The organism is Chlamydia pneumoniae TW-183 (assembly GCF_000007205.1).
Taxonomy (GTDB): domain Bacteria; phylum Chlamydiota; class Chlamydiia; order Chlamydiales; family Chlamydiaceae; genus Chlamydia; species Chlamydia pneumoniae.
The window spans coordinates 39,651-63,911 of the sequence record NC_005043.1 but is presented as its reverse complement, the minus strand read 5'-3'; the positions used below and the strand labels follow the sequence as shown (position 1 = coordinate 63,911).

Genomic DNA, 24,261 nt, shown 5'->3' with positions numbered 1-24,261 from the left:
TAGACCATCTTTATGAGTTTTTATTCTTAGTGACTTATAAAAAATACCATTGACTGAAAGAGAAAAGAAGGAATATCGTTTACCTGCTAGTTATCTATCAAGAAATTTTTTGGCTTACTATGCTACATCAACCTTACTATGACAAAATATTGACAGGAAACACGATATATATCCCAGGTCACACTCACAAGGACTCAAACAAACTATTCCAGAAAAAAAGCCGTGCTATTTGGGTGGATGAAAAACCCTTTAGTTTAGACTGCTTTTCGAACGTGTTTTTGATATTTGTGAGTCTAGTACCAATTGCGGGTTTGGTCCGTGCTTATCAAATAAAAAAATCCCTAGATCGGACTACAGTTCAGATCGGGTACTCGCCTTCGCTTTCTTGCGAACAGAAAGAGTGTGTCGAGGCCTTCGTAAACGGATACGGCCTAATTTGCATTTCCATCCTAGGAGGACTGGGAATTTTAGTCCCTATTCTCATTTTGGTCGTTTTGTCGCTACTGCTTCTTGGCATTCTAATGCTTTTTTCTCTTTCTACATATGAGAGCATAAAAAATTATATTTCAAAGCACATTTGCTGGAAATCAAACGCCACGTAATCTAGAGAACTAAGTTCCTCCTATAGAGGGTTTGGGGCAGGAATCCATAGAAATTTGATACGATATTTCAGGGTATTTCATCCGAGAATGTAGAGCTCCGTAGAGGGTTTGCACCATGCTCTTGCTAATCAAAGCGAGTTCATCTAACGTAACTGGAGAACAAGAAAACTGACCGTCTTGTAACTTCCCTTGGATAATCTGATCGATGAGTCTTTGGAGATCTGGAAGACTGGCATTTTTTAGAGATCGCGAGGCTGCTTCAAAAGAATCCGCGATCATAATGATTGTAGTTTCTTTAGAGGAGGGTTTATTTCCAGAATATCGGAATAATTCCTCATCAAAGCTCCCTGTAGAAGGGTTCTCTACCATATGGCTGTAGTATGCTGAGCGGATCACAGAGGTTCCGTGATGCTCTTCTATCACCTGGATAAAAGACTCAGGAAGCCCTGCCTGCCTAGCAAGATTCACCCCTTCAGGAATATGGCGCATAATCATCTTAGCGCACTCTAATGGGGATAGCGAATGACCAGATTGTTGTAAGATTTTTTGATTTTCACTGAAAAATCCTGGATTAATCAGTTTCCCGATATCATGGTAATGAGCTGCAACCAAGCAATAGAGGCTATCTGCACCTATAGCTTGAGCTGCAGCTTCTGCTAAGCTTCCAACTAATACGGAATGCTGGTAGGTACCTGGAGCTTCTTTGAAAAGACGCTTCAGCAATGCGTTTTCGGGAGATAAATAGGTGAGGAGCGAAAAGTTTGTAGAAGCTCCGAAAGAAGCCTCGAAGACAGGGATCAAAGCAACAACGCTGATTGCGGTGATCAGACTATAAACGAAGCTTTCGATCCCATCAGCATATAGGGCTTCTCTTGATATTGTATTTGTAAATATCCGAAACATGAGCAGGCTTCCCATAGCTACGCCTCCAAGTTTCATACACGCCCAAAACACCGAAGAAAGGCGACTGACGCGATGTAAGCTCACTAAGATTCTCCAAGAACAAAGTAGGTTTATAGATAGAAACCAACTATTATTCCAAAGATCGGATCCCAAGGTGTAGAGAAGGGCAAGAAACGTACAGGAAAATCCTGCTATGGGAAGACCTAGAAAATATCCCAGGAGTACAGCTGTAAATGGTAAAATCGGTGGGTAAGATAGATAGGAAACCCAATAGGCGCAAAAGATTTCTGTCCCTCTGCACCACAGCAACGAAAGAGTTAGAATCGCAATATAGAGCATAAAGCGCTGGGGAGATTTCAACATCTCAGGACACAGGGCTTTCAAAGCACCGTAGCCCCATAGAAGTATGAGTAAAACTACAAAAATAGCCCCCCATAAGGATCTACAGGAAAATAAGGTATGCACTGAAAGGAGTTGCGCTCGAAGCTGCTTTAGAATTTTAGCATCCCGATCATCGATTCTCTGATACTTTTCTAATATAGGTGTGCCCTTGGTAATTTTCTCAATGCAACGTTTTCCGAGAAGCTCTCCTTTCACACAACCTGACATTTCCTTATCCACGGCCACTTCGAAGTTGGCGATCTTCAAAATATCCATGATTGCATCAAAACAGGGCTGGGGACAATTTTCTTGTATAAGAAAAATTTTTAAGTGGCAGAAGCACTGAGCAATAACATTCCCTTTATTCGAGTTGATATTGATTTCTAAGGTTTTCTTTTCTTTCCCCAATAAAGGAGGATATATACACAAGTCCTTAAGACATTTTTGAGTTGAACTATCGACAAAGTTGGTAGACAACAAAAAATCAGCTGCTTTTTTAAACCAATAGTCAGTGTTTTCATCGGCGTTCCCCTCTTTGCTGAGGAGACTACCGGGAGAGAGTGTAAGATGATAGACCTTCCCAAAGGCTTCTGAAATGTGGGCAGTACGTTTATAAAATTTATGAGCGCTCCAACTTAAAGAAAAATCCATAGGAGCTGTCAGAGAAATACGTGAGATCTCACCAGCCTTATATTCGGGAACATAGAGGACCTTTAACCATGCAAAAGTAAATATGGCGACTATGAAGGAACACGATACGAAAGTATAGAGAAAGTAGCGAACCCATTGATGGCTTAGCTTATGTAATGCACGGTTATAGGATTCATGTCTAAGTTCTTTCATCTATCTAACCACACACTTAGAAAACTTCGTCTCACAACCATTTATGAGAGGAAGTCTGTAGTTTTACCTTAGATTCTGGACATGATCCATAGACAAACCACAGTTCATAATCCTTCCTTAAAGATTTATTAAGAACAAATCCCTGAGTTGTAAGTGTCATGCGAATCTTTTGAAAATGATACATCGTTAAAATGCCTTCTAAAACAAATCTAAAAAATCCCACTATAGTCACTTTAAGATGAAAGTGTTCTTATTTTTTCTAAAGGTATTTTTCTGATTTTTCTATAAAATGTCTACAAATGAAAGCCTTCAGCTGCGACCTTCCTCTCTAAAATTTAGACAAAATAGAGCACTAGGCGAAAAACATTGCTTGAGACTCCTGAAATATCAGAGGGAGAAGAGCCGATATGTCATTTTTCATTATGAATCCGAGGGTCCAAATTCTTGGACTCGCTGCTGAGCTGCTTCTATCTTATTGCAAATCAAAAGCTTCTCCTTATTCATTCTCTTCTCTCGAAGTAATCTATACTCTGCTTTTTTCAAAGCCTGATCTTCTTTGAATAGGCCTTCCTTCAGCATCTCTTGGAATCCCTTCTTCGCCTTTCTATACCTCTCAGACTTCTCCAGCCATCGGGATTGAACTCTCGCTTTATCAATGCCATCATAATACTCCTCATAAAACTTCATACAGGGAATGTCTGCTATTAATGGATCATAGCTCAATTTACTTTTGAGAGTACTACTCACAAAAAGAAGTTCTTCTTTTATCACGTCCAGCCCTTGAGTTTCAAACTCTGTGATCTGCTCTCTAAGATGATCTCTATATGCACTCACTTCCGATTCTAAACCTGTAGCCTTCTGGCACTCTTGGTATACATTTTGTAAATCCTGATTCAAACTCTGAAACCGCTCTTTGTTTCTTCTATAGTCCACGCTCTCCTGACAGTAGGGCTCCACCTTTGCTAACTTATCTTTACAGCTGTTATATTGTAAAAAGGCCTTAGTAAATGCTTGCTTTATAGGAAGGAATGGAAGCTCTGCTATACGTAGCATGATTTCTATTTCTTCGACTCGAGGCAGGATGTCCTCAATATCTTCACATAAAACCTTAAGACGATTCGCTGCACCAGAGAGTATGGTATACTCGAACTCTGCTGTAGCTTCCAGCTCTACACCTAAGACAACCACTTCCGCTATAGTTAATTGCTTAGAACAGTCTTCCAACAGATTTTCTAAGATCTGAAGATACTCTACCACCTCCTCTGGAGAGCGAACCTTTGTTCCTTTTTCCCTAAACTCTGCTTCCTTGTTTTCTTCTTCTTTCCAGTAGTCCTCCTGATCTCGCACAACGCTCTGATAGCGCTCTTCGAGATTCCCATAAGCAGTCTCTAATTTAAATTTTGTCTCTCTCTCCGTCTCTACTACAGAGACTGAAACCTCAGGATACAAAGCTTCAAGTTCTGCCAATCTCTCCCGTGCACGATGACACTCCTGATCATGCAAATCCTTTAAACATCGCAACCACTCTTTTGTCTTTTCTTGGAATTTCTTCTGATTCTTTCTAGATCCATCCTTTTCAAAGGCGACTCTTGCTACACTATACGTTCCTTCTGCTCCCTTCATTCGCATAGTCGCCTCCCATAATTTATGGCTCATTACCTTATTCCTTCTTTTTTCAGGAATAAGATGCTCTGGACCACGATCCGGCCACCCACCCACTGCAGTGAGCACTTCTAGGTCAATACAACCGTTTTCTTTTACCCAAAAGACCGTTTCCTTTAAGTCCTCCCAACGATCCTTGACTTCCCTAAATCTCTGCTCAGCACGTGCGCTCTTATTCTTATCCTGCAGCCATTCTACATCTTCATTCCTAAGGATCTTCGCCTTCTCATATTCATAAAATGCCTCTCTATAACTCTCTGTCAGACTCTTATACACACACTCTTCTAATGCCCCAAAAGCCTTATCAAAGGCATTTTTTGCCACTCCACAGGCATTCTCGTCAAAAGCCATTGCCACCTTCCGCGTGTCACAAGTCACCCTCATAAAGCGATCTACAACCTGACGAGCAGATCTCTTTAAACGCTCCACTCGAACATCACCAGAAGGTAAATACCCACACAACTCCGCTAAATGAGCTCCAATATTTACATCAGGTACAAAAAGTTTGTGTGATATGCTTTGCACCTGATTGATTAGGTAATCTAGAAATTGTCCTTCTTGAGCCACAACCTGCTGTAGCTCTAAAAACTCTGTCACCATGTCTTTCCTGACAAAGTCAAAAACTCGAAGTTTCTCCTGTACCTCTGTTAAAAGCCCTTGATCTTCGTACTTAAGATCTTTCAGTTTCCCTAAACATGAGACTACTTCCTGAATAGACGTATCTAACTGATCCAGTTCCTGAGGTAGCTGACATAAAATCTTCTGGGCTTCATGGGAAGGAGTCACAGGAATCTCTTCTGGACGAACTTTCGAAACCCCTCGTCTTATGAGAAAGAATAGAAGTCCTGAAACAACCAGTACGCCTCCTAATGCGGAGAGACCGATGCCTAATCCAAAAGAGAGCCCTGCAGCAAGTCCTGGAACTCCCAACGTTAGAAAGAGAGCTCCTGAAATCAGTAAAAGCACACCAAGAACTAAAAAAGTGATTGCTAAAACACGAAATTTAGACAGACAAAAAGAAGCCCCTACAGAGTGGTCTGGGGGGGGGTAGCTGTGGTGATAGAGGTACTTGCATTATGAATCTGTGGTGCTATCGGAATCAAACACATAAGTTAAACTAACTCAGCCACTAATATATAGTATTTTATTCAAAGAATTTAAAAAAACAGGGCCTAGAGACTCCTAGAGTGGTTCTAAGAACGATCTTCTCGGGTAAATAAAGAACGCGCTTTATCCAGCAAACTCGGTTTCTCTTCTGGGGCCTCAGGAATCTCAGGAACTTCTATGGATTCAAATGCTGCAACTCGCTGCTGCGCTGCTGTTAGCTTAGCGCAAATCAATGTTTCTTTTTACTCTTTCTCTCCTCTCGATATAACCAGTACTCGGTTTCTCTAAGAGCCTGAGCTTCTTCAACTAGGCCTTCCTTCAACATCTCCTGGAATGCCTGAAAAGCATCTCTATACCTCTCAGACATCGCCATCCATCGAGCTCGAGTTCTCTCTAGATCAATGTCATCATAATACTCCTCATACAACCTCATGCAAGGAACATGTAATCGAAATGAATGATAGCTAAATTTAGTTCTAAAGGTACTAGTCACAAAGAGAATCTCTTCTTTTATCAAGCTCACTCCTTGAGTTTCAAACTGTCTTACTTGATCTTTAAGCTGCTCTCGACAGGCTCTCACTTCCGATTCTAAACCTGAAACCTTTTGGGACTCTTTGTACGCACGTTGTAAAGTCTGATTCAAACTCTGCAATCGCTCTTCACTAGTTAGATATGCAGGGCTCTCTTTAAAGTAAGGCTCTACCTTGGTTAACTTCTCTTTACAGCTGTTATGTTGTACAAAAGCCTTGGTAAGCGCTTCTTTTATAGGAAGTAGAGGAAGCTCCGCCATACGTAACATCCGCTCTATCTCCTCGACTCGAGATAGCATATCTTCAATATCTCTACATAAAACCTCAAAACGGTTCACTACATCAGAAAGTATGATAGACTCTATCTCTTCTTTAGCTTCCAACCTCACACCTAAGGCAAAAGTTTCCATCTTGGTTAATCGCTTGGAACAGGATTCCAACTGATTTTCTACTTGCTGAAGATACTCAGACACCTCCTCCATAGAGCGAATCTTTGTGCCGTTCTCCCTAAACTCCGCTTCCTGTTTCTCTTCTTCTTCTCAGTAGAGCTCTTGCTCTCGAACACAGCTTTGATAGTGCTTGTCAATACTCTCATGAGCTTTCTCTAAATCAGAGGCTACCTCTCTCCTGGCCTCTACAACAGAGACTGCAATTTCAGGATACAAAGCTTGCAGCTCTCTCAACCTCTCCTGTGCTCTCGGAAGCTCCTGATCATGCAATTCCTTTAAATCTCGCAACCTCTTTTCTTTCTTTTTTTGGACTTGCCTCTGATTCTCCTTAGATCTCTCCTTCTCAAAAGCGACTCTTGCTTCATTATGCTCTCGTAACGAATCTTTCACTCTCATAGTCGCATTAAACAACTGATGCTCCGCGACCTTATACCATCTTGCTCGAGTAATCCTGTGCTCTTCATAACGCTCACTCCATTTACAACTGTTTCCAATTGCATCATCAATTTCAATCTTCCCATCTTCTTTTACCCAAAAGAATGCATCCTTTACATCCTCCCAACGGTTCTTTATATCCTGAAACCTTTGCTCGGCATGTGCACTCTTCTCCTCATCCCCAAGCAGCTTCGCCTTCTCATACTCACAAAATGCCTCTCTATAACTCTCTCTCATACTCTCATACACACACGTCTCCAAGGCTCCAAATGCCTTTTCAAAGGCCGTCTTCGCCACACTATAAACATGCCTATCAAAAGTCATGGCTATCTTCCGTATGTTACAAGTCGTTCTCATAAAGCGATCCACAACCTCACGAGCAGATTTCTTTAACCGCTCCCCTCGAACATCCCCAGAAGGTAAATACCCAAGCCATTCCCATAATTTATATAAACTATCCTCTCTTTTAAAAAGATCTCTTCCTATATATCGTGTCTGATTGATTACGAACTCTAGCAACCTCCCTTCTTGACATAGAATCTGCTGTAGCTCTACAAACTCCGCAATCATATCTTTTTGAACAAAGTCAAAAACTTGAAACTCCTCCTTGACGTCTTGTAAAAAACCTTGATCTTCGTACTTAAGATCTTTCAGCGGTCCTAAACATGCGAACACTTCCTGAATATACCTATCTAACTGATCCAATTCTTGAGGCAGCTGATCTAAAATTTTCTGAGTCTTCTGCTCCTTCTGGGCTTCATCTAGAGCTGGCTTCTCAAATGGAGTCACAGGAACCCCTTCAGGAGTCTCTTCTGGTTGTACTGCCGGAATCTCCTCGGGACATACTTTCGAAACCTCTCGTTTTACTAGAAGGCATAGTAGTCCTGAGACAACAAGCACTCCTCCTAACGCAGAGAGACCTATACCTAATCCAAAAGAGACCCCTGCAGTGAGTCCTGGTATCCCCAACGTCAAAAAGAGAGCTCCTGAAATCAGTAAAAGCACACCAAGAACTAAAAAAGTAATCGCTAAAACGCGAAGTTTATATCGAGAAGAAATCGACCCTACAGAGTGTTGGGGAGGGGGGTAGCTGTGGTGATAGAGGTACTTGCATTATGAATCTGTGGTGCCATCGCGATCAAACACATAAGTTAAACCCACTAAGCTACTAATATATAGTATTTTATTCAAAGAGATTCATTTTCCTTCTAAAGAAGAATTCACAAATTCTATTTTAGAAGGAAAATCATTCCATCTCTGCGAAAAGAATTTTCTTATGAAAATCAGAAAAGGTCTTCAAGAAAAAATCTCTTAAATGAGAAAATGAGCTTTCTATACACATTCTCTTGGTTATACAATGACTCTACAACCCTACCAAGCATCCTCTAGAAAGTACCGTCCACAAATCTTTCGAGAAATTCTAGGTCAGAGCTCTGTTGTCGCTGTATTAAAAAATGCCTTGGTCTTCAACCGAGCCGCCCACGCCTATCTATTTTCTGGAATTCGTGGTACAGGGAAAACCACACTAGCTCGCATTTTAGCAAAAGCTCTGAACTGCGTGCATCTTAGCGAGGATGGCGAGCCCTGCAACCAGTGTTTTTCTTGTAAAGAGATTGCTTCAGGATCCTCTTTAGACGTTTTAGAAATTGACGGAGCCTCCCACCGTGGTATCGAAGATATCCGTCAAATTAATGAAACTGTATTATTCACTCCTGTAAAAGCAAAGTTTAAAATTTATATCATAGATGAAGTTCATATGCTCACTAAGGAAGCCTTCAATGCTTTATTGAAGACTTTAGAAGAGCCTCCACAACATGTAAAATTTTTCTTTGCAACTACAGAAATCCATAAAATTCCCGGAACTATTTTAAGTCGTTGTCAAAAAATGCATCTTCAAAGGATTCCTGAAAAAACGATCCTGGAGAAGCTATCGCTTATGGCTCAAGATGACCATATTGAGGCGTCGCAAGAAGCATTGGCGCCGATCGCCCGTGCAGCACAAGGAAGCTTGCGTGATGCAGAATCTCTTTATGACTACGTAATATCTTTATTTCCTAAATCTCTCTCTCCCGACACGGTTGCCCAAGCTTTAGGCTTTGCTTCCCAAGATTCTCTCCGGACTTTAGACAATGCGATTCTTCAAAGGGACTATGCGACAGCCTTAGGGATCGTAACGGACTTCTTAAATTCTGGGGTAGCACCTGTCACATTTCTCCATGACCTTACATTATTTTATCGTAATCTTCTTCTTACGAATTCTACAACAAGCAAGTTCAGCTCTCAGTATAAGACGGAGCAGCTTCTAGAAATCATAGATTTCCTTGGAGAATCTGCTAAGCACCTACAAAATACCATCTTCGAACAGACATTTTTAGAAACCGTCATCATTCATATCATTCGCATTTATCAAAGGCCTGTTTTATCAGAGTTGATCTCTTCTATTAAGAGTCGGCAGTTTGAAGGGCTTCGCAATATTAAGGAGCCCACCTTGACGCAGCAAGTATCAGCTCCTCAACCTCAGCCCACCTACAAAGAACAGAGTTTTTTAGAGAAAAAAAATCAACCTGCTGCGGAAGGTAAAATTATATCTGTAGAAGTTAAAAGCTCAGCTTCAATAAAATCTGCAGCTGTAGACACATTATTACAGTTTGCTGTTGTAGAATTTTCAGGAATTTTAAGACAATAAGCAAGAACCTCTTAGAAAATTTCATGAGAGGAAAGATCAATATTTCACCTAAGGATAGATAAGCATGGGCAGCGGATACGCTAAGAAAAAAAAAGAAGCTAAAATTATGGAACAGCAATTCCTAGAAATGGAGGCCTCACTATTAGAAAAGCGTTACGAAGGGCAAGCTGGCAACGGTCTTGTCTCTGTTGTCATCAACGGAAAGTGTGACTTAATTTCAGTAAAAGTACAACCTACGTGCTTAGACCCTGAAGATCCAGAAGTCATTGAAGACTTGTTCCGTGCTGCATTCAAACTTGCAAAAGAGCAGATGGATCAAGAAATGTCTCTTATGCGTTCCACAATGCCTTTCTAGAACTAGAGATCCGCCGTGGAGTTGGTATTTTTTCCTATTGCACATTGGCACGACTAGAAAACACAGTTTTTACAAACTTTATACATCATAAAAGATCTTTATATAAAAAAAGTATAATGGAATTTTTATGATGTGATTTTGTTGTTTCTATTTAAAAGTTCTTCAACTTCAGAGCATGTTTTAGCTTGTAAAAGGGCTTCTGTAATTTCAAGGCAGGAGTTCAACTCTAGCAGGGCGATATGATTGCGAAGTCTATTGATTACAGGCATAGCTACTGAGAGCTCTTGAACTCCTAGGCCTATAAATAAAGGAGTCAGACTGAGCTGCCCTGCGGCCTCTCCACAAATGCTAACAGGAACCTGATTTTGCTTCGCAGCTTGAAGTACATGGTGAATCATGCGGATCACTGCTGGGGGCAAAGTTACATTTAGATGTTTAGGAAGAGCGGATTCCCTGGAAATTCCCAAAGTATATTGGACAAGGTCATTCGTCCCTATAGAGAGAAAATCACATTCAGGAAGGATCTCTTCAATCATCCAAACTGCAGAAGGAAATTCTATCATAGTCCCCCAAGAAACCTTATGGCCTTTAGGGAACCTCGTCTGGATGGTCTCCCATTTCTTTTTGACTTCTATAATCTCAGAAACGTCAGACACTCCTGGAATGAGAACCTTTATGGAGCCTTGCAAAGAGGCTTTAGCAATTGCTTGGAGCTGATCCTCAAGAATCACACTATAGTCTAGCAACCATCGTATAGAACGTTCTTTCTTATTTTTTATTCCAGGACAAGGTTTGTCTTCACCAAAATCAAAGAGGCGCAGTACTGAGGGCGAATCTCCAGGAAAACGTGCGAGCTTCTCGTAAAGATCTACTTGCTCTCTTAGTGTAGGTAGGCGTCCTAAAATTACAGCTAAAAACTCAGAACGAAAGAGGCCTATGGAGGTTTGAGGGAAGTTCTCTAATAGATCTTCTACGTCCTTATCACTGCCTGCATGCGAAGAAACAATCGGGTGTAGGGACTTTCTTACTAATCTCTGAGAGGTATGGGCAACCACGGAAAGCTCTTTTTTATAGCAGCTTTGTAGAGTCGCTGGTTTAGGATTAAAGATTAGCTCTCCACGATAACCGTCGATTAAGACTAACTTGCCATTATATCGCTTTGCGATGTTCCAAAGCTCCTCGGAGATATTAGCAAGATAGGGAATGCTCTTTGCTCGCGAGACGATAGCTGTATGTGATGTGGCTGCTCCCACTAATGAGACAAACCCTCGGATATAGGCAGAGTTAGCACTGGCGACTTCTGAGGGGGTCAATTCCTCAGAGAATATGATCAAATTCTGATCAGATTCTCCTAAAGAACTCTTATGTTGGCAACACAGATGGCCGATAACTCTATTGGAGATATCATGGATATCTTGAACACGATCTACAACAGAAGGCATCCCGCGGACTGCTGTTAACGACTCTTCTATTTTACCCATGACTGAAGAAAAGACATATTCTGCATTTTTACGATCCTTACGGATAGTATTGACCACCTCCTCCGTAAGGAGAGGGTCTTTCATAATCTCCAAGTGTGCTTGTAGGATAGAGGAAACCTCTTGAAGGCCTTGCTGTCCCGTAACTTCCTGTTCTAAAGCTACGATATCAGACTTCGAGCGATTCAAAGCTTTATAATAACGATGTATTTCATGTTCGACTTCTTCTTGAGGTAGAGTCAGCTCACGAACATGCAAGGGGGATGTTCCCAAAAAAAATACTTTACCTAAGGCCATCCCAGAAACTATAGAGGTTCCTGCAATACGCCATTCTTCGTTACCTATAGAGGACTGTGTATCCATTTATAGTTCTCCAAAACCGGAACTAAACGCATCTTGTATCTTTTGTAAGATACGATGAGCTTCTTTGCTTCTAATAGTCACAAGAATCTCTCCTCCTTGTGGAGCTCCCAACATAAGAATACTCATGATACTCTTTGCATTTATCGTTTTACCTGCGTAGGTGAAATGCACATCACAAGGCTCTCCATCAAAGAGTCGAACAATAACACCTGCAGGACGCACATGGATTCCTGCTGCATTCTTAACTATACAAGTTGCCTGGAGCTCTTCGATCTGATCTTGTGTATCTTTCTCACTTTCTAGATAAGTGCGAGTAGGCTCATTCATTATACACCTCCTCACTATGTAGATAGTTCTCCAACCACGAGAGGAAAGAAGGATAATAGCTCTTAGACAGATGCAACAACTCAATAGTTTCTAAGCTTCGATGCTCCAAGCTCTCTTCATTTAACAACACATTCGGAGAAGGAAGGTCTCTGCGTATTTCAGGATCAAAAAAGAAACTCTGATAAGCAAAAGGCTCTTCATAGCCATAAAAAGGAAAGATACCTAAAGAATAACAATTATCTTCCGCCTGCATCTTATTCATTACAACGAGCTGCTGACGTAATTTTTGTTGTACCTTTGCTAAAGACCTCATGGGGAAAATCCCCTCATCCTCCCATTTCCCGAATCCATTATGAATAGAGAAAAATTTCTCGTAATGGCGGTCCCCTAAAGGAGGCAGCCTATGATGCCCTAAAAAATCTAGAAGAGGAGGCTCTCCTTGAAACCCACAACGACCATCACGGAATACATAAAACATCTTTAGTTGATAAGGTTCTTTTTCCAAGCGATAGATGTAAACTTCAATGGTCTCTAGTAAAGAAAAAAAACGACAAATACTTGGAGATTCTTTATGCTCAATCCCTAGTACGGAACACCAGAAGTCTAAGCAAAAATCTATACGATCTTCTTTTGATAGTCCCATGAGCTCGTACCACCCTCGAGGAAGACGCGGGATCTTCGCTGAAACCACTTCCCAAGACATTTCCTTGCGCAACTGCTCTATACATAACACATCGAAGGGAAAGAAAGAGCGAACATCAAATGTGGAATCGTTGTCAGGTTTTTTCATCTTTTTTCTTTCGCTATCCCATAAGCTCTTGGCTCATTCGATTACGCGCCTCTTGTGAGTGCTTCCAACAAAGACATCCTATTTTCTTATGTGGGCTCTATTGGCTTGCTGGCATCACATCCCGTGGCCACCCAGAATGTAGTGCTCTGATTCTTATTTTCTTAGGAATGTTCCTTCCTCGCAACCCTAAACAATGGCTCCCTTTAGCAAGTGCTTGGATCATTTCTTTGATGTTAACTCCTGCGCCATTCCTCCATGACGGCCCTATATCAGGGACTTTTGTGATTCACCACGCAGGGGGGCAAGGAACCTACTACGGAGAAGCTCTTTGTATTCAGACGCCCTGTGGGAAAAGAGCCCACCACCTCTCGTGTCAAATTCTATCAGAATCCCGTTTAGAGCTTAAAAAGGTTTACGAGCTCGAAGGGACACTACATCATACATCTCAAATTGTTTTTAAGTCTAATGCTTGCTACAAAGAAATTCCTAGGTCTAGGTTCTATATCATGAAAGAGAAATGCCGAGAATCTAGCTGCCATTTCCTGAACCATAGGTTTCCCTCTTCTGAGGTAGGCCCCTTTGCTTCGAGTCTTCTGCTAGGAACTCCCCTTCCTCAAAATCTCAGAGACCTCTTCAGACAAAAAGGGTTATCTCATCTCTTTGCTATCTCGGGCTGGCATTTCTCTCTGTGTGCTACTACTCTCTGGATGCTCTGTGCTCTTCTTCCTTTAAAAATCAAAAAAATCTTAAGCTTCATTGTTCTGACTTCTCTAGCCTGTATTTTCCCTATGTCTCTCTCGGTATGGCGCTCTTGGATCTCCGTAACCCTACTTTGTTTTTCATGGTGTTTTTCTGGGTCCTGTTCGGGGCTAAATCGTCTAGGCGCAGGCTTTATTTTATGTTCTATCTTTTTTTCGCCCTTCTCTCCTACCTTTGTTTTAAGCTTCTTAGCGACGTTGGGGATTCTACTCTTTTTCCCGAAGATCTTTTCCTTTCTCTACACCCCTTGGACTCAGTTTCTCTCTCCATTTTGGTTGTATCCTATCCGCTATCTTGCCATGACTTTGGCAATTTCACTATCGGCACAACTCTTTATTGTTCTGCCAATCATGCAGTACTTTGGGAGCTTACCCCTTGAGGGTCTCCTCTATAATCTCATTGTTCCTTTTACCATTCTCCCCATCATTGTTTTCCTCATTGCAACAATCATCTTGCCATGTTGCTCCCCTATCACCGAAGCGCTTATCCAGGGATTCCTCTCACATCCTTGGCTACACAACCCCAATATCCTAAAGACTCTTTCCTTTGCTCCTGTCCCTCCTTGGATGCTTACCTTAGCTTCTCTTATTTTATTCTTCATTGGAATTTTACGCACAAACGTCTCCCCCTATGCATCAATTTCTGCGACTTCTTATCGCTTCATCGAAACCCTATAAAACAACAATATTCTAATGACAAATCAAAATAATCTTTGTTTTTCTGATTTGTTTTTATATTAAAATTAAGTAAATTTTTTATTGCCAACAACTTGTAGGGGAATTCTTATGGCGGAAATATCGACTCCATCTTTACCCGACTCCTCTATTGTATCCCAGAAGACACCGCCTGTTCCGGATCCAGATTCTTCTCCTGACCATATCCCTACAATCCCCACGCAGGCACCTTTTAAACCTCAACGCAAGAAAGAAACTCCATCTTCAATAGTCAACGCAATTGCTTTTGCCATTTTAGCATTCCTATCTTGCCTAGGGGGAGTTTTTGCCATTTGCCTAGGGTGTTCCCTAGAGATCACCGTGCCTCTATTCATACTTACCGCAGTCTTTATTGCTTTTACGTTGTTGTATTTTATACACTACCTAGAAAAACCTAAGATTCCTGAGCCACTCCCCACTCCTCCACCCTCACCAACTCTAAGAGCACCCACACTAACTCCAGAAATACCCGCGCCAGCTCCAGGAATACCCTTACCTCCAACTCTACCTAAAGTCGATAGAACAAAACTGACCTGCAATCCTGATATACATTATCCCTCTACGTATGATCCTAAGGCTTGTTTTTCGTTACTCAAGCAGCTATTCTCTCTAGATCCAGAAACCAGACCCGAAGATCGTAAGTATTCCAACAAGCTAGCAAGTATTCTCCTGAGATCTAAAGAAAAATCTGGATTCCGTTTTCACTGCTTTAAAGGACATTTTTCTCATGATAAAATTCTAAATAAAAAATCAGGGGCTGTTGTTATCTCTTCACATTCTAGCATGGATTTCTCCACAACATTAGGAAGAGCGTTTGCTGTTACAACATGTTTACAAAGGAGCTGCTGGGAAAAGATCAAAAACAACATTCCCACTCCAGAAAAACACTTGCCTATAGGTTCATGCGTTTCTGGCCCTTGGGATGTAGAAGAGGGCGCGCAACTGTACACCTCTCATCTGATTGTTATCAATCCCCCTACATTAGAAACTCTCATTAAGGAAAAAATGCGCCGCGCAATTACATTGAAAGATTTTAGTATGAAAGAGGCATTTACTAATTTAGTACTGGCTTATTTGCAATGCTTTGATATCTGTATTGAGCACAATCTTGAAAGTGTACAGTTAGAAGTTTTTGGATTAAATAACCTCAGCGCAGATCAAGAGGAATTTACTACATGGGAGAGTTGTTGCCATCTTGCTCTTTTAGAATCCGTGCGCATTTTATTAGCATCCAAAGAAGAGTACGCACTCTCTAATGTTTCAGTAAATAGCATCTCCCAAGTACCTCTACAAACAGCGTGTCGGGCTCTCTTTTTGAATTAAAATCCCGGCCTAGAAAGAAGCTGGAGAATCGCCTAGAATTCTGCGAGACTTTTCGCGGCTTGTAAAATAGACTCCTTATGAGGAAGCACTTCGTTTTCAAGAACCTTAGAGTAGGGAACGGGAGCATGAAGCCCACCAAGACGACGGATAGGAGCATCTAAATAAGCGTATCCTTGTTCCGACATAGTAGCGACAAGCTCACTGCCAAAGCCACAAAACTCTGAAGCCTCGTGAATCACCAACAACCTTCCGGTTTTCTCTAAGGATTTTAGAACCGTAGCGAAGTCACAAGGCACCATAGTACGCAAATCTATAACTTCTATGGAAATCCCCCGAGAGGCTAATTCCTGAGCAACCTCTAAACTCAATACCAGAGGCATTCCCCAAGAAACTATCGTGAGATCTTTCCCGGGATGAACAATAGCGGCCTTGCCGAAAGGCAGAACATAGTCATGAGAAAAAACTGGGCAGGCACTAAAAATACGCCTTTGATAGAGGGCCTTATGCTCCAAAAACACTACTGGATTCGGGTCTCGAATCGCTGCCTTTAGCAAAGCTTTAGCATCAGCAGCATTAGAAGGATAGGCAACTTTAATTCCAGGACAGTGTGCTAGGAACCCTTCTATACTTTGCGAATGGTACGGTCCTCCCTGGATATAGCCTCCTGAAGGGGCTCGTATTACCAGAGGAACTTCCCATTCGCCAGCTGAACGATAGTAGATGCTAGAGGCCTCAGAAAATAGCTGATTGATCCCCGGCCAAATATAATCTGCGAACTGAATCTCAACGACAGGCTTATGAATCCCGTCTAAGGCCATGCCTATGGCGGTTCCTATAATGGTTGCTTCAGCTAAGGGAGAATTGAAACACCGTTGTGGTCCGAATTTTTCTGTCAAATTCCTGGTGACACCGAAGACTCCTCCTTTATCTCCAGCGACATCCTCACCAAAGACAATGACTCCAGAATCTCGAGTCATCTCTTCTACAAGGGCTTCGGAGATAGCATCACGCATCACTTTAGGTTCAGAGTTACGCAAATTCTGAGCGCTTTCAGAATTCTCATAATCAATGAGAGTCTCGGTATAAGGAGAGAAGACTTCATGGCTTGTAGATCCCTTAGAGGGAAAAGGAAGAGCTTCAGCAATCTCACAAGATTTTCGAACTTCTTCTTGAGCTTCAGCCTTGATCTCCTCGATTTCAAAGGGAGACAGACCAAAAACATTGATAGCCTCTTTCTCTAGAAGGATTAAGGGATCCTTATCCATGGATAGTTTCAGGTCTAAAGCGGAGCGGTATTTTTCCTGATTATCGGAATTGCTATGAGAGCTCAAGCGAACCACATCGATTAAAATCAATGCAGGCACCGAATGTTGACGCGCTTGATCTACGGCATGAGAAAAAGTTTCTGTAAGAGAAGTATAGTTGCCTCCATCTACCTCATAGACAGCTAATCCTTGATGGCAACGACCCAAGCTGGCAAGGTCGGCTCCACATTGGTCTTCAAAAGGAACAGAAATTGCCCAATGATTATTTTGGATTACAGTGATTAAAGGCAGTTGGTGTAGTGCTACAAAGTTCAACATTTCATGGAATTCACCCTGAGATGTAGCTCCATCGCCTCCAGAAACATAGACAACTTCATCAGCTGACGAGTGCTTGACAGCCCAAGCACGACCTGCGGCTTGTAAAAACTGTGTTCCTACAACACTGGACTGACAGCAAATACGCAATTTTTTATGAGAATAGTGATAAGGCATCATCCTCGCAGAGGAATGATTTGGAGTTGTACGAGCTAGAAACGAAGCAAAGATCTCAGAGAGATCACAACCCAAGCCTATAGGGAACCCTTGATCTCTATAATAAGGGAAGGACCAGTCTTTACCAGGAATGAGACTTTTACCAGCAAGAACGCCGGCAAGCTCATGACCTGCACAAGACAACTGAAATGTGCCGCCCGAGCCGCTCTGCCTAGAGAGGAGAAGCATCTTATGCTCTGCGAACCGCAATTCCCAGACTAGCTTTAAAACATCTCTTATAGAAGAAATAACTTGATTTTGTACTACTCCCATGGATCTCTCTCAGCTAAAGTCGGTCTTTTCTCCTTCTTATACTGTGAAGTCAGAAAAAAAACCTTTGATTTTATCTAAAAAGCTACGCTTCTTAGGAAAGTTCTCTGCTTTTTCTGTAGAAGCAAAAGTACGTAAAAGTTCTTTTTGCTCTTCTGATAAATTTTGAGGAGTTTCTACAGAAATGCGAACTAAAAGATCTCCACGACCTTTCCCATGAACATTAGGAAAGCCCTGATTTCTTACTTTTAAAATGGTTCCACTTTGAATTCCTTCAGGAACCGTAAGACGACACGATCCTTCTGTCTTCAATAACGTAGGAATTTCTTTCTTCATACCGAGAGCAGCATCTACAAAACCAATGGGAAGCTCTAGGATCAAGTCATCTCCACGACGCTCAAATACGGGATGAGACTCTACATCAATAAAGACATAGAGATCTCCGGAGGGAGCTCCATTTTGGCCTGCATCTCCATAGCCTTCCATCTTCAAGCGCATTCCAGAATCCACACCTGCGGGGATATGCACATGGACACTACGTTTATCTTTAACTCTTCCTTGGCCGCGACATGAAGAACAAGGGTCTGTGATAATACGGCCTTCGCCACCGCATTCTGGACATGTAGAGGCCATGGAGAAAAATCCACGACTCTGTACCACTTGTCCCGAACCTTTGCAACGTTCGCAGGATTTAATCCCTTGAGGGTTTACAGCTCCTTGACCAGAACAGGTTTCACAAGATTTATATCCAGAAACTACAAGTTCCTTCTCAACACCATGAGCTGCTTCTTCAAAAGTCAAATTAATATGAACTTTCTTACTGGCTCCTTGACGAGCGCCTGCAGGATCTGAGCGCATTCCAAAAGCTTCACCAAGCCCACCAAAAAGACCATCAAAGAAGCTTCCACCTCCGAACTCTCCGCCAAAGGCTCCCATGAAAGTGCGCAAGGCATCTTCCATGTTCCCCATGCCTCCAGCGCCACCAAAGCCACCGGCTCCAGCAAAAGGACCGTCCTTACCGAAACGATCGTAAGAGTCGCGCTTCTGAGGATCACTGAGAACTTCATAAGCTTCGGAAACTTCTTTGAAGCGTTTTTCCGCTGCAGCATCCCCAGGATTTTTATCCGGATGATATTTAACAGCTAATTTGCGATAGGCTTTTTTAATTTCTTCTGCGGAAGCAGTTTTAGAAATGCCTAAAATTGAATAATAATCCATACCTGAAACACTACCAACGAATACGACATTGCCAATTAACGACTACGATACTTAGCCGCAGCCTTAGATTTAGCTCGTTTCTTGACAGAAGGCTTGTCATAAAAGCGATGGGATTTAGCAGCTTTTAAAATCCCTTCTTTATCTATTTTCTTTTTTAAGATGCGCAGAGCACGATCTACAGGCTCTCCAACTCGAACTTTAACACTGGGCATGCATTACCTTATTATTACGCAATAAATAACAAATCTCTGGCCTTCTATAAACACAATAATAATCTTTTTACTATGTCTTTTAGAAGAGCCTCGATTGTACCACTACTTCTATTAGGCTTCAAGGGATAGTTGAATCGATTCGGAAGCAACAATGTAAAAAATATTTAGAAAATACAAATCAAAAAATACATGAATAGCTACGGTAATCAGGAGAGAGCTGCTTGTCATATTCTACAAACATGAATTGAGAAATCACGTGCCTGCGGATCTGTTCTACCGAAGGAGCAACTTCTTCTACGGTGATCTTATCAGAAAAACTGCTCGCAAAGAGCTGCGGATTAGGAGAAATCACATGATAATATCCATGAGCAACGCAGTAATCAGAGGCCTCTTCATAAGAGAGCAAAGCTCCCGGCCCCACCCCTCTCCTTTTTTCATTCAAGCCCTCTTCAGGAATCTCAGAGCTTAAAGTCAGGACGCCTCCACGTTTCCCCAAAGGAAGCATTAAAGCCTTTTTTTCATCTTTAGATAATAAGTATCCTTCCAAAGAGCTATATCCTAGCAAAGGCACATTCTTTGCCATTGCCAATCCTTGAGCGAAAGAAATCCCTATCCGTGTTGCAGAAAAGTTTCCTGGACCTAGAGCCACAGCAACTCCCTGAAAAGAGAGATTTTTACTTTTAAAAAGAAACTCTAAAACAATTCCAAGATCTGGACCGACTGGCAAAGACCAATGCTCCAGCACTTGTTGATTATCCACACAAGCTAAGAATGGATAGTATCCAGAAGTATCTATGATAACATACTTATAGAAGTACATGCGTCGATTTTTGATATAAAAAAATAAACTATACCAACAAACCCCTTTTAATCAAATAAAAATGAAAGAAATGAAAACATTTATTGTTTTAATTTATTCAGATACATTAGATTCTTCGCCGCTCTAAATATAAGGATGAACGATGGGTTGCGATTTTGTTACTCCTATATACTTTTACGCCCAATGCTACTCGATTCTTCCTTGCTTAGGAAAGGGGGTCAGGAACTCTTGAAAAAATTTCAAATCAAATTGAGAACTACTTCTATTAAGAGTAGTTTAATAAGCTTACGCCAACAACTAGGCAAACGAGAAGCTACCCAATCCGATATTCTCTATGGGACGTCCCGTTTTCAATATCTGAATTCATTTGAGATTGAAGATCCAAGAATCCCCCCAACTATGGCCGCACAATTACAAGAGATTATTTGGAGTCGTTCTGTTATGGAACTGAAGATCAAATTTTATGTTTATCTAAATTCTGAGAGAAACAAGACTAAGCCATAAAGAATAGTTACTTTTTGAAGGCTAGTACGTTATAATATAAAAAAAATAAAAATTCTAACGTATGTTTCTTCAGTTTTTTCATCCTATAGTCTTCTCGGATCAGTCCTTATCTTTTCTTCCTTACTTAGGAAAAAGCTCTGGCATTATTGAAAAATGTTCCAATATCGTTGAACACTATTTACATTTGGGAGGAGACACTTCTGTTATCATCACAGGAGTTTCTGGAGCTACCTTTCTATCTGTTGATCATGCCCTCCCAATCTCGAAATCTGAAAAAATAATAAAAATTCTCTCCTATATTTTAATTCTTCCTCTGATTCTAGCTCTCTTTATTAAGATCGTTTTACGCATTATCTTATTCTTCAAGTATCGTGGTCTAATCCTAGATGTTAAGAAGGAGGATTTGAAAAAAACACTTACACCTGACCAAGAAAACCTCAGTCTTCCTTTACCATCTCCTACAACATTAAAGAAAATTCATGCGCTACACATTTTAGTGCGTTCTGGAAAAACCTATAACGAGCTTATACAAGAAGGGTTTTCTTTCACTAAAATCACAGATCTTGGTCAAGCTCCTTCACCAAAGCAAGATATTGGCTTCTCTTATAATTCCCTTCTCCCTAACTTCTATTTTCATTCCTTGGTATCTGTTCCAAATATTTCAGGCGAGGAACGGGCTCTTAATTATCATAAAGAACAACAAGAGGAAATGGCTGTTAAATTAAAAACAATGCAAGCGTGTTCTTTTGTCTTCCGATCCCTGCATTTACCTTCAATGCAAACGAAGGACAAAAAGGCTGGATTTGGACTACTGACGTTTTTCCCTTGGAAAATCTACCCCCTATAAAAGTAAAAAACTCAAAAACAATGGAGTTTTTCTTAATCCCTTATCTCTGAGCAATTTTAAACAGTAGATACAAACTATTTTTTTTGAAAAAATAAAAAAAGACGATTTGCCTTAAACACGAGTCTTTCCTAATCTTTAATCCCTTCTAGATATTTTTTAGAAGTTGTATATATGCGCTAATTGCATCTATTTTGTAGTATAGCGAAATATGCAATCTTTTAAAATCGCTCCCTCTTTTTACCCTAGAGAAAAAGAGCCGTATTTACTGGAGCGACAGACAAATATAGCCGAGCATAAGGACAATTGTGGACTCTACAACCAATAGCGACTCCCCCATCTTAGATCCAAATCCAGAAGATGTTGAAAAGCTTTTAGATGAATCTGAAGAGGAATCCGAAGATCAGTCTACGGAGCGTTTGCTGCCTTCTGAGTTATTTATCCTGCCATTAAATAAACGACCTTTTTTCCCCGGAATGGCGGCTCCCATTCTTATTGAGTCAGGTCCTTATTATGAAGTATTAAAGGTTTTAGCGAAGTCGTCTCAAAAATATATTGGTCTTGTCTTAACCAAAAAAGAGAACGCCGATATTTTAAAAGTGAGCTTCAACCAGCTGCATAAAACTGGAGTTGCCGCAAGAATCCTCCGTATCATGCCAATCGAGGGTGGCAGTGCTCAAGTTCTTTTAAGCATTGAAGAGCGTATTCGGATTATAGAACCCATTAAAGACAAATATCTTAAAGCTCGAGTTTCCTATCATGCGGACAATAAAGAGCTTACAGAAGAGCTAAAAGCGTACTCTATTAGTATTGTCTCTGTCATCAAAGACCTTTTAAAACTAAATCCTCTCTTTAAAGAAGAACTACAAATTTTTCTTGGTCATTCGGATTTTACTGAACCAGGCAAGCTTGCGGATTTCTCTGTTGCTTTAACAACAGCAACTCGGGAAGAGCTCCAAGAGGTCTTAGAGACCACCAACATGCATGATCGCATTGATAAGGCACTGATCTTACTAAAAAAGGAATTAGACTTAAGCCGCCTCCAGAGCAGCATTAATCAAAAAATTGAAGCTACGATTACAAAAAGCCAAAAGGAATTCTTCTTAAAAGAGCAGTTAAAAACGATTAAAAAAGAACTGGGGTTAGAGAAAGAAGACCGCGCTATTGATATAGAGAAGTTTTCGGAAAGGCTAAGAAAACGCCATGTTCCTGATTATGCTATGGAAGTGATTCAAGATGAAATTGAAAAACTTCAGACTTTAGAAACTTCTTCGGCGGAATATACCGTATGCCGCAATTACCTGGATTGGCTGACAATCATTCCTTGGGGCATACAAAGTAAAGAATACCATGACTTAAAGAAAGCAGAAATCGTCCTGAACAAGGATCACTATGGCCTTGATGAGATTAAACAACGCATTCTCGAGTTAATCAGTGTAGGTAAGCTTTCCAAAGGATTAAAAGGAAGTATCATCTGTCTTGTAGGCCCTCCAGGAGTTGGGAAAACAAGCATAGGGCGCAGCATTGCTAAAGTCCTGCATAGAAAGTTCTTCCGTTTCTCAGTAGGAGGCATGCGTGATGAGGCCGAGATCAAGGGGCATCGCCGCACCTATATTGGGGCAATGCCAGGAAAAATGGTCCAGGCGCTCAAGCAAAGCCAAGCTATGAATCCTGTGATTATGATTGATGAGGTAGATAAAATTGGTGCGAGTTATCATGGAGATCCTGCCTCTGCCTTATTAGAGGTTTTAGATCCTGAGCAAAACAAAGATTTTCTTGATCATTATTTAGACGTACGTGTTGATCTATCCAATGTACTATTCATTTTAACTGCCAATGTTCTAGATACCATTCCGGATCCTCTTTTAGATCGCATGGAGATTCTCCGACTTTCTGGCTACATTTTAGAAGAGAAACTTCAAATTGCTAAAAAGTATCTAGTTCCCAAAGCTCGCAAAGAAATCGGTTTAACAGCAAGCGAAGTGAATTTCCAACCTGAAGCTTTAAAGTACATGATCAATAACTATGCACGAGAAGCTGGGGTACGTACTCTTAATGGGAATATCAAAAAAGTATTGAGGAAAGTTGCTTTAAAGATTGTTCAAAATCAAGAAAAACCCAAATCTAAGAAGATTACTTTTAAAATCTCTTCGAAAAATCTGCAGACCTACTTAGGGAAACCGATATTTTCTAGCGATCGCTTCTATGAATCCACTCCTGTAGGAGTGGCCACAGGACTTGCCTGGACCTCTTTAGGTGGAGCAACGTTATATATAGAAAGTGTACAGGTGTCCTCACTCAAAACAGACATGCACCTTACAGGTCAGGCTGGGGAAGTAATGAAGGAGTCTTCTCAGATTGCTTGGACCTACCTTCACAGTGCTCTCCATCGGTATGCCCCAGGCTATACGTTCTTTCCAAAGTCTCAAGTACATATCCACATTCCTGAGGGAGCCACCCCTAAAGACGGTCCTTCTGCAGGAATTACTATGGTGACCTCTCTCCTTTCGTTGCTGTTGGAAACTCCGGTAGTGAATAATTTGGGAATGACTGGAGAAATTACTCTTACAGGTCGTGTTTTAGGTGTAGGAGGCATTCGAGAGAAACTGATTGCAGCTCGAAGATCACGATTGAACATCTTGATTTTCCCTGAAGACAACCGTAGAGACTATGAAGAGCTTCCTGCATATCTGAAAACAGGGTTGAAAATACATTTTGTTTCACACTATGATGATGTTCTCAAAGTTGCTTTTCCCAAGCTAAAATAGAAAGCCAAGTTGAACCCTTGTTCTCTTGAGAATCACTATTTTTATACGCATTAAGGTAGATTTAATGCGTATAAAAAAGTCTGTATATTTACAAACAGACCTTGAATACATAAGCTGTTCTTT

General features: G+C 41.1%; 16 protein-coding genes and 1 pseudogene. 6 read left to right on the top strand and 11 right to left on the bottom strand.

The window, feature by feature from the left end; all coding sequences use genetic code 11:
* Positions 1-611: 611 nt before the first annotated feature.
* The 4 genes and pseudogenes from CPB_RS00235 to CPB_RS05785 all read right to left on the bottom strand — a co-directional run bounded on the left by CPB_RS00235 (position 612) and on the right by CPB_RS05785 (position 7,482).
* Complete coding sequence (locus CPB_RS00235) at positions 612-2,729, bottom strand: HD family phosphohydrolase (protein ID WP_011126052.1); 2,118 nt, start codon at positions 2,727-2,729, stop codon at positions 612-614.
* Positions 2,730-3,149: 420 nt separating this feature from the next.
* Positions 3,150-5,357 (bottom strand): DUF1978 domain-containing protein, encoded by a 2,208-nt coding sequence (locus CPB_RS00225; protein WP_011126051.1) that lies wholly within the window; start codon positions 5,355-5,357, stop codon positions 3,150-3,152.
* 227 nt (positions 5,358-5,584) lie between these two features.
* Positions 5,585-5,731 (bottom strand): hypothetical protein, encoded by a 147-nt coding sequence (locus CPB_RS05655; RefSeq protein ID WP_010892160.1) that lies wholly within the window; start codon positions 5,729-5,731, stop codon positions 5,585-5,587.
* Positions 5,728-7,482: pseudogene (locus tag CPB_RS05785) on the bottom strand (DUF1978 domain-containing protein). The gene CPB_RS05655 and the pseudogene CPB_RS05785 overlap by 4 nt, the downstream one beginning before the upstream one ends.
* A 787-nt stretch (positions 7,483-8,269) precedes the next feature.
* Between CPB_RS05785 and dnaX the strand changes: the two are divergent.
* Together dnaX and CPB_RS00205 are read left to right on the top strand one after the other, a co-directional pair.
* Positions 8,270-9,598, top strand: coding sequence for a DNA polymerase III subunit gamma/tau (dnaX, locus tag CPB_RS00210; RefSeq protein WP_010882690.1), 1,329 nt, complete (start codon positions 8,270-8,272; stop codon positions 9,596-9,598).
* Positions 9,599-9,662: 64 nt separating this feature from the next.
* The gene (locus tag CPB_RS00205; RefSeq protein ID WP_010882689.1) at positions 9,663-9,953 is read left to right on the top strand and encodes a YbaB/EbfC family nucleoid-associated protein; all 291 of its coding nucleotides are present in this window, start codon (positions 9,663-9,665) and stop codon (positions 9,951-9,953) included.
* A gap of 125 nt (positions 9,954-10,078) precedes the next feature.
* Here the strand turns inward: CPB_RS00205 and ptsP are convergent, their stop codons facing one another.
* Genes ptsP through CPB_RS00190 form a run of 3 tightly spaced genes read right to left on the bottom strand, consistent with a single transcriptional unit; the run spans position 10,079 to position 12,911 of the window.
* Positions 10,079-11,794 (bottom strand): phosphoenolpyruvate--protein phosphotransferase, encoded by a 1,716-nt coding sequence (gene ptsP, locus CPB_RS00200; RefSeq protein WP_011126050.1) that lies wholly within the window; start codon positions 11,792-11,794, stop codon positions 10,079-10,081.
* Entirely contained in the window at positions 11,795-12,121 is a 327-nt protein-coding gene (locus CPB_RS00195; RefSeq protein WP_010882687.1) for an HPr family phosphocarrier protein, read from the bottom strand. It lies immediately after the preceding gene.
* Entirely contained in the window at positions 12,114-12,911 is a 798-nt protein-coding gene (locus CPB_RS00190; RefSeq protein ID WP_010882686.1) for a hypothetical protein, read from the bottom strand. Before CPB_RS00190 ends, CPB_RS00195 begins: the two co-directional genes overlap by 8 nt.
* On the opposite strand from CPB_RS00190, the gene CPB_RS00185 reads away from it, so the two are divergent.
* Both CPB_RS00185 and CPB_RS00180 read left to right on the top strand, forming a co-directional pair.
* Positions 12,884-14,347: a ComEC/Rec2 family competence protein gene (locus CPB_RS00185; RefSeq protein ID WP_010882685.1), complete on the top strand. Its 1,464-nt coding sequence runs from the start codon at positions 12,884-12,886 to the stop codon at positions 14,345-14,347. The genes CPB_RS00190 and CPB_RS00185 overlap by 28 nt on opposite strands.
* A 108-nt stretch (positions 14,348-14,455) precedes the next feature.
* Complete coding sequence (locus CPB_RS00180; RefSeq protein ID WP_011126049.1) at positions 14,456-15,706, top strand: hypothetical protein; 1,251 nt, start codon at positions 14,456-14,458, stop codon at positions 15,704-15,706.
* 32 nt (positions 15,707-15,738) lie between these two features.
* On the opposite strand, the gene CPB_RS00175 is transcribed toward CPB_RS00180, so the two are convergent.
* The 4 genes from CPB_RS00175 to CPB_RS00160 all read right to left on the bottom strand — a co-directional run bounded on the left by CPB_RS00175 (position 15,739) and on the right by CPB_RS00160 (position 20,022).
* Positions 15,739-17,775: a dehydrogenase E1 component subunit alpha/beta gene (locus CPB_RS00175; protein ID WP_010882683.1), complete on the bottom strand. Its 2,037-nt coding sequence runs from the start codon at positions 17,773-17,775 to the stop codon at positions 15,739-15,741.
* Positions 17,776-17,811: 36 nt separating this feature from the next.
* Positions 17,812-18,990, bottom strand: a complete 1,179-nt coding sequence (gene dnaJ / locus CPB_RS00170) for a molecular chaperone DnaJ (RefSeq protein ID WP_010882682.1) — start codon at positions 18,988-18,990, stop codon at positions 17,812-17,814.
* Positions 18,991-19,025: 35 nt separating this feature from the next.
* A complete protein-coding gene (gene rpsU, locus CPB_RS00165) occupies positions 19,026-19,202 on the bottom strand; it encodes a 30S ribosomal protein S21 (RefSeq protein WP_010882681.1) in 177 nt (58 codons plus the stop codon).
* A 178-nt stretch (positions 19,203-19,380) separates the two neighbouring features.
* Positions 19,381-20,022: a tRNA threonylcarbamoyladenosine biosynthesis protein TsaB gene (locus tag CPB_RS00160; RefSeq protein WP_010882680.1), complete on the bottom strand. Its 642-nt coding sequence runs from the start codon at positions 20,020-20,022 to the stop codon at positions 19,381-19,383.
* 565 nt (positions 20,023-20,587) lie between these two features.
* On the opposite strand from CPB_RS00160, the gene CPB_RS00150 reads away from it, so the two are divergent.
* Together CPB_RS00150 and lon are read left to right on the top strand one after the other, a co-directional pair.
* The gene (locus CPB_RS00150) at positions 20,588-21,373 is read left to right on the top strand and encodes a DUF648 domain-containing protein (protein ID WP_010882678.1); all 786 of its coding nucleotides are present in this window, start codon (positions 20,588-20,590) and stop codon (positions 21,371-21,373) included.
* Positions 21,374-21,678: 305 nt separating this feature from the next.
* Positions 21,679-24,138: an endopeptidase La gene (lon, locus tag CPB_RS00145; protein ID WP_010882677.1), complete on the top strand. Its 2,460-nt coding sequence runs from the start codon at positions 21,679-21,681 to the stop codon at positions 24,136-24,138.
* Positions 24,139-24,261: the final 123 nt, after the last annotated feature.